Here is a 12,000-nt window from a genome sequence, read left to right as displayed (position 1 = left end):
TGCCGAATGGTAGCGTGAGAAGACGATGAGGCCATCGGAAGTGCTGGAGCAGAACAGGCAGGCGATCCGCGAGGCGACGACGCGCTTCAACGCGGCGAACCCGCGTGTGTTCGGTTCGGTGGCGCGCGGCGAGGATCGGGCGGATAGCGATCTTGATATTCTCGTCGACACACTGCCGGGGACGTCTCTTTTCGATCTCGGTGGGTTGTTGGAAGAGTTGAAGGATATTCTGGGGGTGAAGGTGGATCTGGTGACGCCGGGCGGCTTGCCTGAGAACATTCGCGAGCGTGTTTTGTCGGAAGCGACCCGCATATGAGCGCGGAGAGGCTGGTCGATTACATCGGTAGGATGCAGGCCGCCGCCGAGCAGGCGCGGATGCTGACCGAAGACATGGACGAGCAGGCTTTCCTGTCCGACGTGCGCACGCAGCTTGCGGTGACCATGTCGCTGGTGTTGCTCGGCGAGGCGGCATCGCGGATCGCCAGCAATCATCCGGAGTTTCCTCGTGAGCATGAGCAGATACCCTGGGCGCAGATCCGGGGCATGCGCAATCTGATGGTTCACGACTATTATCGCGCCGATCTTCCCGCGATCTGGACCACCGTGCGTCGTGACCTGCAGACGCTGATTTCCGAGCTCGAATCCCTACGCCACTGGCGCATACAAGGCGAATGACCGACGTGACAGACTTCCTCGATATCCAGCCGCTGACCAAAGCCGCCTTCGCGCCGTTCGGCGAGGTCATCGAAGCCGATCCTGATACGATGCGGTATATCAACAACGGCACCACGGAGCGGTTTCACGCGCTGGCGTCGGCCGACGTCGTGGGCGAGGGCGCGCGTGTGATCATCAACCTGTTTCGCGGGCAGCCGCGCGATTTCCCTTACACGGTTGGCATGATGGAGCGGCATCCGTTCGGCAGCCAGAGTTTCTCGCCGATCTCCGGCCGGCCGTTTCTGGTCGTGGTGTCCGAGGACGAGAGCGGCAAGCCGGGGCGTCCGCAGGTGTTTTTGGCGCGCGGCGATCAGGGCGTGAATTATGGGCGCAATGTCTGGCACCATCCCTTGATGTCGCTTGGCGCCGTCAGCGATTTCCTGGTTGTCGATCGCGACGGGCCGGGCAACAATCTGGAAGAATATTTCTTCGACACTCCCTTTATTATCAGCGAGCCCATTTCATGACCGGATTGACCACCCATGTCCTCGACACCGCCTCCGGCAAGCCGGCCGAGGGGTTGAAGATCGAGCTCTTCCATATCGAGGCCGAGGTTCGCCGGCATGTGAAAACCGTCGTCACCAATGCCGATGGCCGCGTCGATGGCGGGCCGATCCTTGTTGGCGAGAGTTTTAGGGCCGGGACCTACGAGCTTCTGTTTCATGCCGGCGATTATCTGCGTGGCACTGGTGCTGCGCTCCCGCATCCCGCCTTCCTCGACCTCGTGCCAATCCGCTTCGGCATCGCCGACGAGAGCGCGCATTATCACGTGCCGCTCCTGATCTCGCCCTATGGCTATTCGACCTATCGCGGGAGCTGAGCGATGCGTTTTGCCGCGATTGCCGATGTGCACGGCAACCACCTGGCGCTGGAAGCCGTGCTTGCCGATATCGAAGCGCAGGGGATTTCCGAGATCGTCAATCTCGGCGATTGCCTGAGCGGGCCGCTCGAGGCCGGCAAGGCGGCGGACCGGCTGATGTCGCTCGATGCGCTGACGGTGCGCGGCAATCACGACCGCTACCTGACCGAAAGCCCCGCCGACGCCATGCCCTCCTGGGAGCAGCATGCCTATGGGCAATTATCGGCCGCGCATCTCGGCTGGCTGCGGAGCCTGCCGTTCAGCGCGGTCTACCGCGACGAGGTCTATCTCTGCCACGCAACGCCTAAGCATGACGAAACCTATTGGCTGGAATCCGTCTCGCCAGACGGTCATGTCTTCCTGAAGCCTCTCGAGGAGATCGAGGCTCTGGCCGAGGGGATCGAGCAGAAGCTGATCCTTTGCGGCCACAGCCATGTGCCGCGCATGGTGCGTCTCAGCGACGGCAGGCTGATCGTCAATCCCGGCAGCGTCGGCTGCCCCGGCTACAGCGACGACACGCCCTATGAGCACAAGGTCGAGGCCGGACATCCGCTGGCGTCCTATTGCATTGTCGAAAAGACCGCGTCCGGTTTCGCGCCGCAGTTCCGGACCGTTGCGTACGACCATATGGCGATGTCGCGGCTGGCGCGGGAGAACGGGCGCGACGGCTGGGCGAGTGCGCTGGCGACGGGGTGGGTGCGCTAAATCAAGCGGCCGCGTTGCGCTCGATCTCATGCTTCGCGGCCTTGGCGAGAAAGGCGGAGCGCGAGAGGCCGGCTGCTGCGGCGACGGCGTCGATGCGGGCCAGAACATCTTCCGGCAGCGTCACATTGATGCGCACGGCCCTGCTGGACGCTGCTTTCAGCGAGACGAGGATAACGACGCCGTCCTTATTCTCCGGGTTGGCCATGACGGTTTCGAGCGAAGAGGGTTGTGGAAGCGTCTCGCCGTCCTCGATTAAACCTTCGACGTGAAATGCCAGAGCTTCTTCCGCCATTTCACGCGCCTCGTCCAGCGTCGAGCCAGCCGTGACGGCGCCGGGAAAATCCGGAAAGGAGACGCCGTAGTCGCTCCCGGCGTCCTTGTGGATGAGTCCGATATAGTTGCGCATGATCACCTCAACTTCAGGCCCGACTGCTTTTCAATGCTGCGCAGCGTCCCGATCGGAGTGTCCCGTTTGGGATGCGGCACCGTCACGCGGCCTAGCTTGTCCGCGTGCTTGAACTGGGCATGACTAAAACTGGCGATTGCTGGCCTTTGCGGCCGACCTCGAACCAGCCGGCTTTCAGCAGCAGGGCAATGACGTCGGCGCTCTTCATCGGGCTGAATTATACACAATGATGTGTATAATTCAAACCGCGCCTACTGCCGTCCCGCGATGATCGAGGAATTCACATCCTTGATGTCACGCTTGCCGCAAAGCGCCATGGTCACGTCCATCTCCTTGCGCAGGATGCTGAGCGCCAGCGTGACACCTTCCTTGCCCATGGCGCCGAGGCCGTAGAGGAAGGGGCGGCCGATGTAGGTGCCTTTGGCGCCGAGCGCCACGGCCTTCAGCACGTCCTGGCCGGAGCGGATGCCGCCGTCGAGATGCACTTCGATCCTGTCGCCGACGGCGTCGACAATTCCTGGCAGCATGCTGATCGAGGAGGGGGCGCCGTCGAGTTGGCGGCCGCCGTGGTTGGAGACGATGATGGCGTCGGCGCCGGTGTCTGCTGCCGCCTTCGCATCCTCGACATCGCAGATGCCCTTGATGATCAGCGGGCCGCCCCACTGCTCCTTGATCCAGGCGACATCGGCCCAGGAGAGCTGCGGGTCGAACTGCTCTGCCGTCCAGGAGGAGAGCGAGGATAGGTCGGAGACGTTCTTGGCGTGGCCAACAATGTTGCCGAAGGAGCGGCGCTTGGTCTGCAGCATGTCCAGGCACCAGAAGGGCCGCGTCGCCATCTGCCAGATGTGTTTGGGCGTGAACTTCGGCGGCGCCGAGAGGCCGTTGCGCAGGTCCTTGTGGCGCTGGCCGAGGATCTGAAGATCGGCGGTCAAGACCAGCGCGGAGCACTTGGCGGCCTTGGCGCGGTTGATCAGGTTCAACACGAAGTCCTTGTCCTTCATGACGTAGAGCTGGAACCAGAAAGGCTTGGTCGTCACCGAGGCGACATCCTCGATCGAGCAGATGCTCATGGTCGACAGCGTGAAGGGAACGCCCGCCTCTTCGGCCGCCTGCGCCGCCAGCATCTCACCATCGGCGTGCTGCATGCCGGTCATGCCCGTCGGGGCGAGAGCGACGGGCATCGACACCTTCTGGCCCACCATCGTCGTCTCCAGCGTGCGGTTCGTCATGTCGACGAGCACGCGCTGACGCAGGCCGATCTTGGCGAAATCGCTCTCGTTGGCGCGGTAGGTCTGTTCCGTCCATGCGCCGGAATCGGCGTAGTCGAAGAACATCTTGGGGACACGGCGCTGGGCGAGGGATTTCAGATCGGCAATGGTGAGAGGTTTGGTCATGGATAAGACTTTCACATCTGAATAATGCAACCGGCCATATCACATATAATTTACATCCGAAACGGTATCTTTCTCGCTCTGTCGGAAGCGCGTTTACGGGATCAGCAACAGGCTGCCGCTGCTCCGTCCGGCCTCCAGTTCAGTGTGGGCCGCGGCGGCATCGGAGAGGGCGAATTCGCGGGTGGGAAGCGTGAGAATGCCGAGCCGGATAGCCTCGATCGCCGCCGTCGCCGCCTCCAGATAGAAGGCCGGATCGGTGCTCGCCGCCATGATGCTCGGGTGCGACAAAGACTTGTTCGGGCGCAGCGCCTCGATCGCCACCGGCGGTATCGGCCCCGCCGCCTGGCCGAAGCTCGCGGCCATGCCAAAGGGGCGGATGCACTGGATGGTCTTCGCCAGCATCGCGCCGCCGATGCCGTCATAGCCGACATCGACGCCGCGCCCTGATGTCAGCGCCATGACGTCTGCGACCAGATCGGCATCGCGGCCGATCACCAGATGGTCGGCGCCGTTCTCGCGAGCCAGTGCCGCCTTCTCCGCGCTGCTGACCGTGCCGATGACGGTGGCGCCGAGGTGCTTGGCCCAGCGCACCAGAAGCGTGCCGAGACCGCCGGCGGCGGCATGCACCAGGATGGTGCTTTCAGGCGTCACCGTGTGGATGCGGTGGAGCAGCATATAGGCCGTCATGCCCTTGAGCATCATGGCGGCGGCCTGTTTCGAGCCGACATCATCGGGCAGGCGGATGGCGCGGTGGGCCGGCAGCAGACGCGTCGAGGCATAGGCGCCGACGGGCGCGCCCATATAGACGACGCGGTCGCCGGGAGAGACCGTCTTCACCTCGGAGCCGACGGCCTCGACCACGCCAGCACCTTCGGCGCCGATGACGGCGGGGTAGGCGGGGAGCGGATAGAGGCCCTTGCGGTGGTAGATGTCCAGGAAGTTGACGCCGGTGGCGTCGTGGCGGATGCGGATTTCGCTCGGTCCCGGCGCCTGCGGTTCTTGCGGGGTGATCTTCAGCTGGTCGATGCCGCCCGGGGTGGCGAGGGTGATTGCGATATCCATTTGTCCGATCTCCTGTGTGTGTCTGGCGCTGAAGATGGGGGATGGCTGCGTGATTGAAAATTCCCTATGATCTCACATTGCTTGGGAAAAAATGATCAATGCTGGATTGGGAAGATCTGCGCCATCTGCTGGCGCTGTCGCAACTTGGAACCTTATCGGGGGCCGCGCGAGCGCTTGGGGTCGAGCATGCGACGGTATCGCGGCGGGTGGCGCATCTGGAGCGCGCGATCGGTGCCAAGCTGGTTGACCGGCGCGGGCGACGCATTCTGCTAACGGCGGAGGGGGTGCGTGTTGCCGCGATCGCCGAGCGCATGAGCGCCGATGCCGTGACCATCGCGCGCGGCGGTATCGGCGCCGATCAGACGCACATCGGCGAGGTCCGCATCAGCGCGCCGCCGGCCTATGCGGGCGCGGTTCTGGCGCCGCCGCTGGTGCGGCTGAGGGCGCGCCATCCCGGCATCCGCGTCACGCTCATCGGCGAGACGCGCTATGCCTCGCTCGGGCGGCGGGAGGCCGATATCGCCGTGCGGCTCAATCGGCCTGAGAGTGGCGACCTGACTGTCTCGAAGATCGGCGAGGTGGGTTTCCATGCCTACGCGGCATCAGGCTATGCTGAGACGGTCGACGAGCGCGACTGGACGTTCATCGGCTATGACGAGGGGATGGCGTCGTCGCCGCAGGAGGAACGGCTGGCCGAGATCGCCGCCGGTCGGCCGATCGCGATCCGGGCCTCGACGCTGGAGTTTCAAGTGGCTGCGGTCAAGGCCGGCGGCGGCGTGGCGCTGCTACCCGATTTCATCGTGGAGGGCCAAGGGCTAGCGCGGCTTGATCTTGATGGCGCCGATATCACGCGGGATCTGTGGCTTGTCGTCCATAGCGACATCAAGGATGTGCCGCTGGTGCGGGCGGTTATGGATGCGCTGCGCGAGCGTTGACGGTGATCGTTGGTTGACGATGCATTTTGGTTCGGCAGATTGTCGGAATATGTCGGGCCACCGCGTCCTTGGGGAGAACACAAGAGGAGGAAGCGATGCGAGAGTTGATCCTGGCCATGGCGATGACGCTCGATGGGTTTGTCAGCGGCCCCGAGGGTGAGACCGAGTGGATTTTCACCGGCGACGAGGAAGCGATCGCCTGGAAGGTCGAGAACGCCTGGAATGCTGGCCTGCACATCATGGGCAGCCGCACATTCGAGGGAATGGCGCGCTTCTGGCCGACATCGACCAACGTCTTCGCACCGGCGATGAATCAGATTCCCAAGGCGGTCTTTTCGAAGAAGGGCACGTCGATCCTGCCGAAGGCGATCGACGCGGCGCCATCAGGCGAGCCGCAACCCGGCGCTGATAGCTGGAGCAAAGCCTATGTGGCGAGCGGCGATCTCGCCGAGGAAATCGCCAGGCTGAAGGCCGAAGACGGCAAGCCGATCATCGCCCATGGCGGCGCCGCCTTCGCCCGCAGCCTCATCGCCCATGATCTGGTCGATCAATATATGCTGATGGTCTATCCGCTGGCGCTCGGTCGCGGCCAGCCGATCTTCTCCGATCTGGCGCAGCCGAGGCAGTTGCAACTGCTGAGCACGCGGGTGTTTCCCAAGGGCGCCATCGCGCAGGTCTATCGGCGGGGTTAGAGAGCCGCCTTCGCCGCCACACCCGCGACATAGGTCTCGACGATGGCGCGGTCGTCGCCCATGGTCTGCAGCAGGAAGAGTTCTTCCGGCAGCGTTTTCACCACTTCCATCTTCAGCGCCATGGCCGGTGTCGCGGCGGCATCGAGCACCACCACGTCGGCATCGGTGCCCTTGTCGAGCGTGCCGATGCGGTCGGCGAGAGAGAGGGATCGGGCATTGCCAAGCGTCATCAGGTAGTAGCTTTCCAGCGGGTTCAGGCGTTCGCCGAGCAGCTGCTGGATCTTGTAGGCCTCGTCCATGGTGCGCAGCATGGAATAGCTCGAGCCGCCGCCGATATCGGTGGCGACGCCGATCCTGACCGGCTTGTCGCGGCGCATCAGCGCCTTCAGCGGGAAAAGGCCGGAGCCGAGGAAGAGGTTGGAGGTCGGGCAGTGGACGGCGATAGCGCCGGCCTCGCTCATGGCGTCCGCCTCGCGCTCCGACAGGTGGATGCAGTGGCCGAACAGCGTCTTGTCGCCGAGCAGGCCGTAGCGGGCGTAGATATCGGTGTAGTCGATCGCGTCGGGATAGAGCTCGCAGGTGAACTTGATCTCGTCGTGGTTCTCGGAGAGATGCGTCTGGATGTGGAGGTCGGGGAACTCGCGGGCGAGCGCCTGCGTCGCTTCCATCTGGGCGGGCGTCGAGGTGATGGCGAAGCGCGGGGTGATGGCGACGTGGTTGCGGCCCTTGCCGTGCCATTCCGCGATGATCTCTCGGGTCTCGTCATAGCCCATCTGAGGCGTGTCGAGCAGGCCCTGCGGCGCGTTGCGATCCATCATCACCTTGCCGCCGACCATGCGCATGTTGCGCTTCATGGCTTCCGCGAAGAAGGCGTCGGCGGAGGTCTTGTGGACGGAGCAATAGGCGACCGCGGTCGTTGTGCCGTGGCGGATCAGTTCGTCGTAGAAATGCGTGGCGATACGCTGAGCGTGCGCGCTTTCGACGAAGCGGCATTCCTCGGGGAAGGTGTAGGTGTTCAGCCATTCGAGAAGATTGGCGGCGTAGGAGGCGATCACCTGCATCTGCGGGAAGTGCAGGTGCATGTCGATGAACCCCGGTATGATGAGATGCGGGCGGTGGTCGATCTCCAGCGCGTCGGCTGCGGCCTTCGCCTTGACCTCGGCATAGGGGCCGCTTTCGACGATGACGCCATTATCCATCAACAGGCCGCCATCGGTCTCGTAGCGATAGCTTTCGCTGTCAGTCAGGCTCTGGGGTGCCCTGACGAAGGAGAGCAGGCGGCCGCGGAGAAGGGTTTGGGTCATGGGCGTTCGCCTTTATCGATTGCGTGTCGTCGTCGGAGTGGGCTCAGGGCGCCGGCTTGGCGGGGAGGGCCGCCACGGATGCGGCGCAGCCGTATAATGTCCTGTCCTGAAATACCAGCTTTGCCGCGAGATCGTAACGCTTCGCGGATGCGCCGTCGACGCAGGTCTCTTTGGTGACTGTCAGCGTGTAGCGCTGCGGCGGGTGGGTGATGGTCCATGTCGCGCTGTCTTCAGTCATCGCCATCGGGCCGGGGTTTATGGTGATGACGTCGTTCTTGCCAGCCCGGCTGAAGGTGATCTGACCCTCGCGGATGCTGAGCGCCCAGAAGGGGCCGGTGCCCAGCACATTGACCTCGCCCCATATTTCCTTGGGGGCGGTGATATCAGCGGGGACGGTTCCCGTGGTCTTCACGTCTTCCTGTTTTGCAATGGCCTCCTCGGCCCGCGCTTCCGTCCATGCCTGCCCCGAGAGGGCGATAAGATTGGCCAGAAGCAGGGGGCGGAGGCCTTTGATCATTCGCGTTTGCCCTCGACAGCACTTTCGAACCAGGCGACGAGCAGCTTGCGCTCGTCCGGCGTGATGTCGGTGACGTTCCCCGGCGGCATGGCGTGGCTGCGGCCGGCCTGGATGTAGATCTCGCGGGCGTGTGCCGCGATCTCGGCGTCGTTTTCGAGGATCACGTTTTTCGGCGGCCGCGCCAGGCCCTCATAGACCGGCTCTGCGGCATGGCACATGGAACAGCGTGTGCCGACGAGCTGCTTGACGGCCGGGAAGTGCGGATCGCCGGCGAATTGCTGGAAGGCGGGGGCGACGGTTTCGGCGGCCGCGTCCTTCTCGCCCGTCAGCACTTTCGGCACTGTCGAGAGCCACATGATCAGGATGAACAGGATCACCGTCGCCAGCCACGTCCAGGTCGGGCGGCCCTTGCGGGCATGCGTGGTGTTGAACCAGTGGCGAATGGTGACGCCCATCAGGAAGACCAGGGCGGCGATCACCCAGTTATAGGCCGTGCCGAAGGCCAGCGGATAGTGGTTCGACAGCATGAAGAAGATGACGGGAAGCGTCAGGTAGTTGTTGTGCAGCGAGCGCTGCTTGGCGATCGCCCCGTACTTCGCATCCGGCGTGCGGCCGGCGATGAGATCGGCGACGACGATCTTCTGGTTGGGGATGATGATCATGAAGACGTTGGCCGACATGATCGTCGCGGTGAAGGCGCCGAGATGCAGGAAGGCGGCGCGGCCGGTGAAGAGCTGCGTGTAGCCCCAGGCCATGAAGACGAGCACGGCATAGAGCACCACCATCAGGCCCCAGGTGTTCCGGCCGATCGGCGACTTGCAGAGCAGATCATAGACGATCCAGCCGACGGCGAGCGAGGCGAGCGAGATGGCGATCGCGACCGGGGCGCTGACATCGAGCACGTGGCGATCGATCAGGAACAGATCGGCGCCGCCGTAATAGACGATACAGAGCATCAGGAAGCCGGACAGCCAGGTGAAATAGCTCTCGTATTTGAACCAGGTCAGGTGCTCGGGCATCTGCGCCGGCGCCACCAGATATTTCTGGATGTGATAGAATCCGCCGCCATGCACCTGCCACTCCTCGCCATAGGCGCCGACGGGCAGATGCGGACGCTTCACCAGACCGAGATCGAGCGCGATGAAATAAAAGGACGAGCCGATCCAGGCAACGGCGGTGATGACGTGGAACCAGCGAGCCGCAAAGGCCAGCCATTCCCACGCTATGGCGTATTCATACATTCAGTTCCCCTATTCTCTCCGATTCAGCAGTGTGCAGAATGTTTGGGCGGGAGAAAAGGGGGATTAGGGCAACACCGCCACGTTGTGGGCGCGGAAATCACGGCTTTCGGACGTAGAGCGGGAATTAGGGTGCCCATAGCTCCCGCCGTGTGTCCCTCTACGCTGCCAACGGAACGCTGCGGCGCTCCCGCGTATCCTTATTTGGCAACCTTGTCCCGCTCGAGCGATTGAAGCAGTTCATCGGCGGTGTCGAAGACCTTGCCGTGACCGGCCTTGATAGCTCGGGCCTCCTCCATCGCGGCGATGGTCTTCGCGTTGGGACGGGCCAGTTCCACGGGCCACGCTTTGCCATGGGCGATCCTGGGCGCGATCTCATCGTCCATCAGCGCAGGCCCCAACGGCGCATTGCGCTGTCTATCTCTCGCGCGATCTCTTCGGGATGCTTTCCACTGAGCGCGTCGCTCGCCACCTGATTGATATAACTAGGATCTCGGGTGTCGTAGCCCAGCGGGTCGGCCGTCCGGCGATGAAGCGCGGGGCGGGATTGGGGTGCCTCGTTCGGCACCGCTTCCACATCGGCTGGACTCAAGACGTCGCCGAGATTTTTCTGCAGGTTGATCGGGCGAATGCTCTGCATATCGGACGCTCCCAACATTACGCAAATTTACATAATCCCGGCTCCGCGCGCAAATATTTCACGCCACTGCATTTGAATGCCCACGGTGAAGCAAAGCCGATCAAGCCGCCGCCATTGAAATGCCAAGACTTCATTACAGTTTTACTCAAGGCCGCCGAGACGAGGGGAAACCGCATCGGCGTGGCGGCGCATTCATCGACGGAGAAGATGCTGATGCGCAGTATTCTTGTGGTTGTGATGATTGCCTTTTCGTCCTGTGTCCAAATCCCCGGCGTCCAGACCAGTGGCGCCCAGGCCCATGACGCCCCGTCCGGTTGGGCTTACGAGCCCTATTGTTGCAACGGCGACAACGAGACGGGCGATTGCCAGATGATCCCGCCGAAGAGCGTCGCGATCACGCCGAACGGCTATCGGGTGACGCTTCTGCCAGGGGATCACCGGCTCGTCACCCACGCCCACGTCTTTCTGCTGCCGATGGGCCGGGCGATGAAATCGGGCGATGGCGACTACCATCTCTGCCTGTTTCCCAACGAGGATACGCCGCGCTGCTTCTATGCGCCTGAAATGGGCTACTGAGCGCTCTCTTTGTCGCGAGCGATCTCTTCGAGGATCCAGCTGCGGAAGGCCTTGATCTTCGGGACGTTGCGGCGGTTTTCGGCGTAGACCAGCCAGTAGCCGCGATCGTCGCTGCAGGTCATCTCGAAGGGCTGGTAGAGGCGGCCCTGGGTAAGTTCGTCGCCGTAGAAGGCGGGCGTCAGGATGGCGACGCCCTGGCCGGCCATGGCGGCACTCGCCTCGAAGGTCTGCGAGCCATACTGGCTGCGCGGGCGCGATTCCAGGCCGAGATCGGTCAGGCCTGCTGCCTTAAACCAGATCTGCCACCAGGGATCGGTGGCGCCGATGATCGGCAGCTTCATCAGATCCTCGGGCTTGTGGATGCCGCCGATGCTTTCCGCCAGTTTCGGGCTCAGCATCGGGGTGAAGTCGACATCGAGCAGCTTGTCGGCGATCAGCCCGCGCCAGTTGCCGTCGCCCGAGCGGATGGCGACGTCGACGGATTCGCGGGTGAAGTCGATCAGCGCTTCCGACGTCGATAGCCGCACCGCGATCGCCGGATGCCGGAGCTGGAAGGTTCCGAGGCGACGCGCCAGCCAGTGCGAGGCGAAGGTGGCGATCGTGTTGATCAGCAGCGTCGATTCGATCTCGCCGCGCGCCTCGGCCATCGCCTCGTTCAGAAGCACGAAGGCGTCGGACACTTTCGGGAGCAGCAGTTCGCCGGTGTCGGTCAGGCTGATCTGGCGCGGCCGGCGCAAAAACAGCGGCTCGCCGATATTCTCCTCCAGCAGTTTTACCTGGTAGCTGACGGCCGTCTGCGTCATGCCGAGCTCGTCGCCGGCCTTGGTGAAGCTGCCCAGCCTTGCCACGGCCTCGAAGACGCGCAGCGCATTCAGCGGAACCTGCTTGGACAGCTTCATGGATAAGTTCTCTTTATGCATGCAGACGGTTGTTCGATTGGAATTGCAGCACTAACCGG

The 12,000-nt window shown here is 63.2% G+C and carries 17 protein-coding genes and 1 pseudogene; 8 read left to right on the top strand and 10 right to left on the bottom strand.

Annotated features, from left to right (window positions below; translation table 11 throughout):
* Positions 1–25: 25 nt before the first annotated feature.
* The 5 genes from ACVTFQ_RS12260 to ACVTFQ_RS12240 are packed head-to-tail and all read left to right on the top strand — an operon-like array spanning position 26 to position 2,278.
* A complete protein-coding gene (locus tag ACVTFQ_RS12260) occupies positions 26–316 on the top strand; it encodes a nucleotidyltransferase family protein (protein WP_111562962.1) in 291 nt (96 codons plus the stop codon).
* Positions 313–675: a HepT-like ribonuclease domain-containing protein gene (locus tag ACVTFQ_RS12255; RefSeq protein WP_047506317.1), complete on the top strand. Its 363-nt coding sequence runs from the start codon at positions 313–315 to the stop codon at positions 673–675. Before ACVTFQ_RS12260 ends, ACVTFQ_RS12255 begins: the two co-directional genes overlap by 4 nt.
* A 5-nt stretch (positions 676–680) precedes the next feature.
* Positions 681–1,181: an ureidoglycolate lyase gene (locus ACVTFQ_RS12250; RefSeq protein ID WP_111563016.1), complete on the top strand. Its 501-nt coding sequence runs from the start codon at positions 681–683 to the stop codon at positions 1,179–1,181.
* A complete protein-coding gene (gene uraH, locus ACVTFQ_RS12245) occupies positions 1,178–1,534 on the top strand; it encodes a hydroxyisourate hydrolase (RefSeq protein WP_018897258.1) in 357 nt (118 codons plus the stop codon). The genes ACVTFQ_RS12250 and uraH overlap by 4 nt, the downstream gene beginning before the upstream one ends.
* Positions 1,535–1,537: 3 nt before the next feature.
* Entirely contained in the window at positions 1,538–2,278 is a 741-nt protein-coding gene (locus ACVTFQ_RS12240; protein WP_111562961.1) for a metallophosphoesterase family protein, read from the top strand.
* A gap of 1 nt (position 2,279) precedes the next feature.
* Here ACVTFQ_RS12240 and ACVTFQ_RS12235 read toward each other — a convergent pair whose 3' ends face one another.
* From ACVTFQ_RS12235 to ACVTFQ_RS12220, 4 genes and pseudogenes are all read right to left on the bottom strand, one after another.
* A complete protein-coding gene (locus ACVTFQ_RS12235) occupies positions 2,280–2,684 on the bottom strand; it encodes a type II toxin-antitoxin system HicB family antitoxin (protein ID WP_111562960.1) in 405 nt (134 codons plus the stop codon).
* Positions 2,685–2,686: 2 nt separating this feature from the next.
* Positions 2,687–2,892 (bottom strand): annotated as a pseudogene (locus tag ACVTFQ_RS12230) (type II toxin-antitoxin system HicA family toxin).
* 43 nt (positions 2,893–2,935) lie between these two features.
* Positions 2,936–4,078 carry an alpha-hydroxy acid oxidase gene (locus ACVTFQ_RS12225; RefSeq protein ID WP_111562959.1) on the bottom strand — a complete coding sequence of 381 codons (1,143 nt, stop codon included), beginning with the start codon at positions 4,076–4,078 and terminating at the stop codon, positions 2,936–2,938.
* Positions 4,079–4,171: 93 nt separating this feature from the next.
* The gene (locus ACVTFQ_RS12220) at positions 4,172–5,140 is read right to left on the bottom strand and encodes a quinone oxidoreductase family protein (RefSeq protein ID WP_111562958.1); all 969 of its coding nucleotides are present in this window, start codon (positions 5,138–5,140) and stop codon (positions 4,172–4,174) included.
* Between the two features lie 98 nt (positions 5,141–5,238).
* Here ACVTFQ_RS12220 and ACVTFQ_RS12215 point away from each other — a divergent pair, with 98 nt between their 5' ends.
* Positions 5,239–6,075 (top strand): LysR family transcriptional regulator, encoded by an 837-nt coding sequence (locus ACVTFQ_RS12215; protein WP_111562957.1) that lies wholly within the window; start codon positions 5,239–5,241, stop codon positions 6,073–6,075.
* Between the two features lie 95 nt (positions 6,076–6,170).
* Entirely contained in the window at positions 6,171–6,767 is a 597-nt protein-coding gene (locus ACVTFQ_RS12210; RefSeq protein ID WP_112437107.1) for a dihydrofolate reductase family protein, read from the top strand.
* Here the strand turns inward: ACVTFQ_RS12210 and guaD are convergent.
* From guaD to ACVTFQ_RS12185, 5 genes are all read right to left on the bottom strand, one after another.
* Positions 6,764–8,071, bottom strand: coding sequence for a guanine deaminase (guaD, locus tag ACVTFQ_RS12205; protein ID WP_111562955.1), 1,308 nt, complete (start codon positions 8,069–8,071; stop codon positions 6,764–6,766). The genes ACVTFQ_RS12210 and guaD overlap by 4 nt on opposite strands.
* 43 nt (positions 8,072–8,114) lie before the next feature.
* Positions 8,115–8,588, bottom strand: coding sequence for a hypothetical protein (locus ACVTFQ_RS12200; protein WP_111562954.1), 474 nt, complete (start codon positions 8,586–8,588; stop codon positions 8,115–8,117).
* Positions 8,585–9,829 carry a urate hydroxylase PuuD gene (gene puuD, locus ACVTFQ_RS12195; RefSeq protein WP_111562953.1) on the bottom strand — a complete coding sequence of 415 codons (1,245 nt, stop codon included), beginning with the start codon at positions 9,827–9,829 and terminating at the stop codon, positions 8,585–8,587. The genes ACVTFQ_RS12200 and puuD overlap by 4 nt, the downstream gene beginning before the upstream one ends.
* A gap of 197 nt (positions 9,830–10,026) precedes the next feature.
* Positions 10,027–10,212 (bottom strand): hypothetical protein, encoded by a 186-nt coding sequence (locus tag ACVTFQ_RS12190; protein WP_313760257.1) that lies wholly within the window; start codon positions 10,210–10,212, stop codon positions 10,027–10,029.
* Positions 10,212–10,466 carry a hypothetical protein gene (locus ACVTFQ_RS12185; protein WP_111562952.1) on the bottom strand — a complete coding sequence of 85 codons (255 nt, stop codon included), beginning with the start codon at positions 10,464–10,466 and terminating at the stop codon, positions 10,212–10,214. Before ACVTFQ_RS12185 ends, ACVTFQ_RS12190 begins: the two co-directional genes overlap by 1 nt.
* 213 nt (positions 10,467–10,679) lie before the next feature.
* Between ACVTFQ_RS12185 and ACVTFQ_RS12180 the strand changes: the two genes are divergently transcribed.
* Positions 10,680–11,042, top strand: a complete 363-nt coding sequence (locus tag ACVTFQ_RS12180; RefSeq protein WP_112437112.1) for a hypothetical protein — start codon at positions 10,680–10,682, stop codon at positions 11,040–11,042.
* On the opposite strand, the gene ACVTFQ_RS12175 is transcribed toward ACVTFQ_RS12180, so the two are convergent.
* Positions 11,036–11,941: a LysR substrate-binding domain-containing protein gene (locus tag ACVTFQ_RS12175; protein WP_111562951.1), complete on the bottom strand. Its 906-nt coding sequence runs from the start codon at positions 11,939–11,941 to the stop codon at positions 11,036–11,038. The genes ACVTFQ_RS12180 and ACVTFQ_RS12175 overlap by 7 nt on opposite strands.
* Positions 11,942–12,000: the final 59 nt, after the last annotated feature.

The organism is Rhizobium sp. O111, assembly GCF_055616315.1.
Note: the sequence above shows the minus strand (reverse complement) of the source record. Positions and strands in the feature narration are given on the sequence as shown.

Bases quoted from the DNA above. Each gene is read 5' to 3' on its own strand.
- ACVTFQ_RS12200 (WP_111562954.1), bottom strand. From the start codon at position 8,588: ATGATCAAAGGCCTCCGCCCCCTGCTTCTGGCCAATCTTATCGCCCTC.
- ACVTFQ_RS12215 (WP_111562957.1), top strand. From the start codon at position 5,239: ATGCTGGATTGGGAAGATCTGCGCCATCTGCTGGCGCTGTCGCAACTT.
- guaD (WP_111562955.1), bottom strand. From the start codon at position 8,071: ATGACCCAAACCCTTCTCCGCGGCCGCCTGCTCTCCTTCGTCAGGGCA.
- ACVTFQ_RS12175 (WP_111562951.1), bottom strand. From the start codon at position 11,941: ATGAAGCTGTCCAAGCAGGTTCCGCTGAATGCGCTGCGCGTCTTCGAG.
- uraH (WP_018897258.1), top strand. From the start codon at position 1,178: ATGACCGGATTGACCACCCATGTCCTCGACACCGCCTCCGGCAAGCCG.
- ACVTFQ_RS12240 (WP_111562961.1), top strand. From the start codon at position 1,538: ATGCGTTTTGCCGCGATTGCCGATGTGCACGGCAACCACCTGGCGCTG.
- ACVTFQ_RS12225 (WP_111562959.1), bottom strand. From the start codon at position 4,078: ATGACCAAACCTCTCACCATTGCCGATCTGAAATCCCTCGCCCAGCGC.
- ACVTFQ_RS12220 (WP_111562958.1), bottom strand. From the start codon at position 5,140: ATGGATATCGCAATCACCCTCGCCACCCCGGGCGGCATCGACCAGCTG.
- ACVTFQ_RS12260 (WP_111562962.1), top strand. From the start codon at position 26: ATGAGGCCATCGGAAGTGCTGGAGCAGAACAGGCAGGCGATCCGCGAG.
- ACVTFQ_RS12185 (WP_111562952.1), bottom strand. From the start codon at position 10,466: ATGCAGAGCATTCGCCCGATCAACCTGCAGAAAAATCTCGGCGACGTC.
- ACVTFQ_RS12190 (WP_313760257.1), bottom strand. From the start codon at position 10,212: ATGGACGATGAGATCGCGCCCAGGATCGCCCATGGCAAAGCGTGGCCC.
- ACVTFQ_RS12210 (WP_112437107.1), top strand. From the start codon at position 6,171: ATGCGAGAGTTGATCCTGGCCATGGCGATGACGCTCGATGGGTTTGTC.
- ACVTFQ_RS12255 (WP_047506317.1), top strand. From the start codon at position 313: ATGAGCGCGGAGAGGCTGGTCGATTACATCGGTAGGATGCAGGCCGCC.
- ACVTFQ_RS12235 (WP_111562960.1), bottom strand. From the start codon at position 2,684: ATGCGCAACTATATCGGACTCATCCACAAGGACGCCGGGAGCGACTAC.
- ACVTFQ_RS12180 (WP_112437112.1), top strand. From the start codon at position 10,680: ATGCGCAGTATTCTTGTGGTTGTGATGATTGCCTTTTCGTCCTGTGTC.
- puuD (WP_111562953.1), bottom strand. From the start codon at position 9,829: ATGTATGAATACGCCATAGCGTGGGAATGGCTGGCCTTTGCGGCTCGC.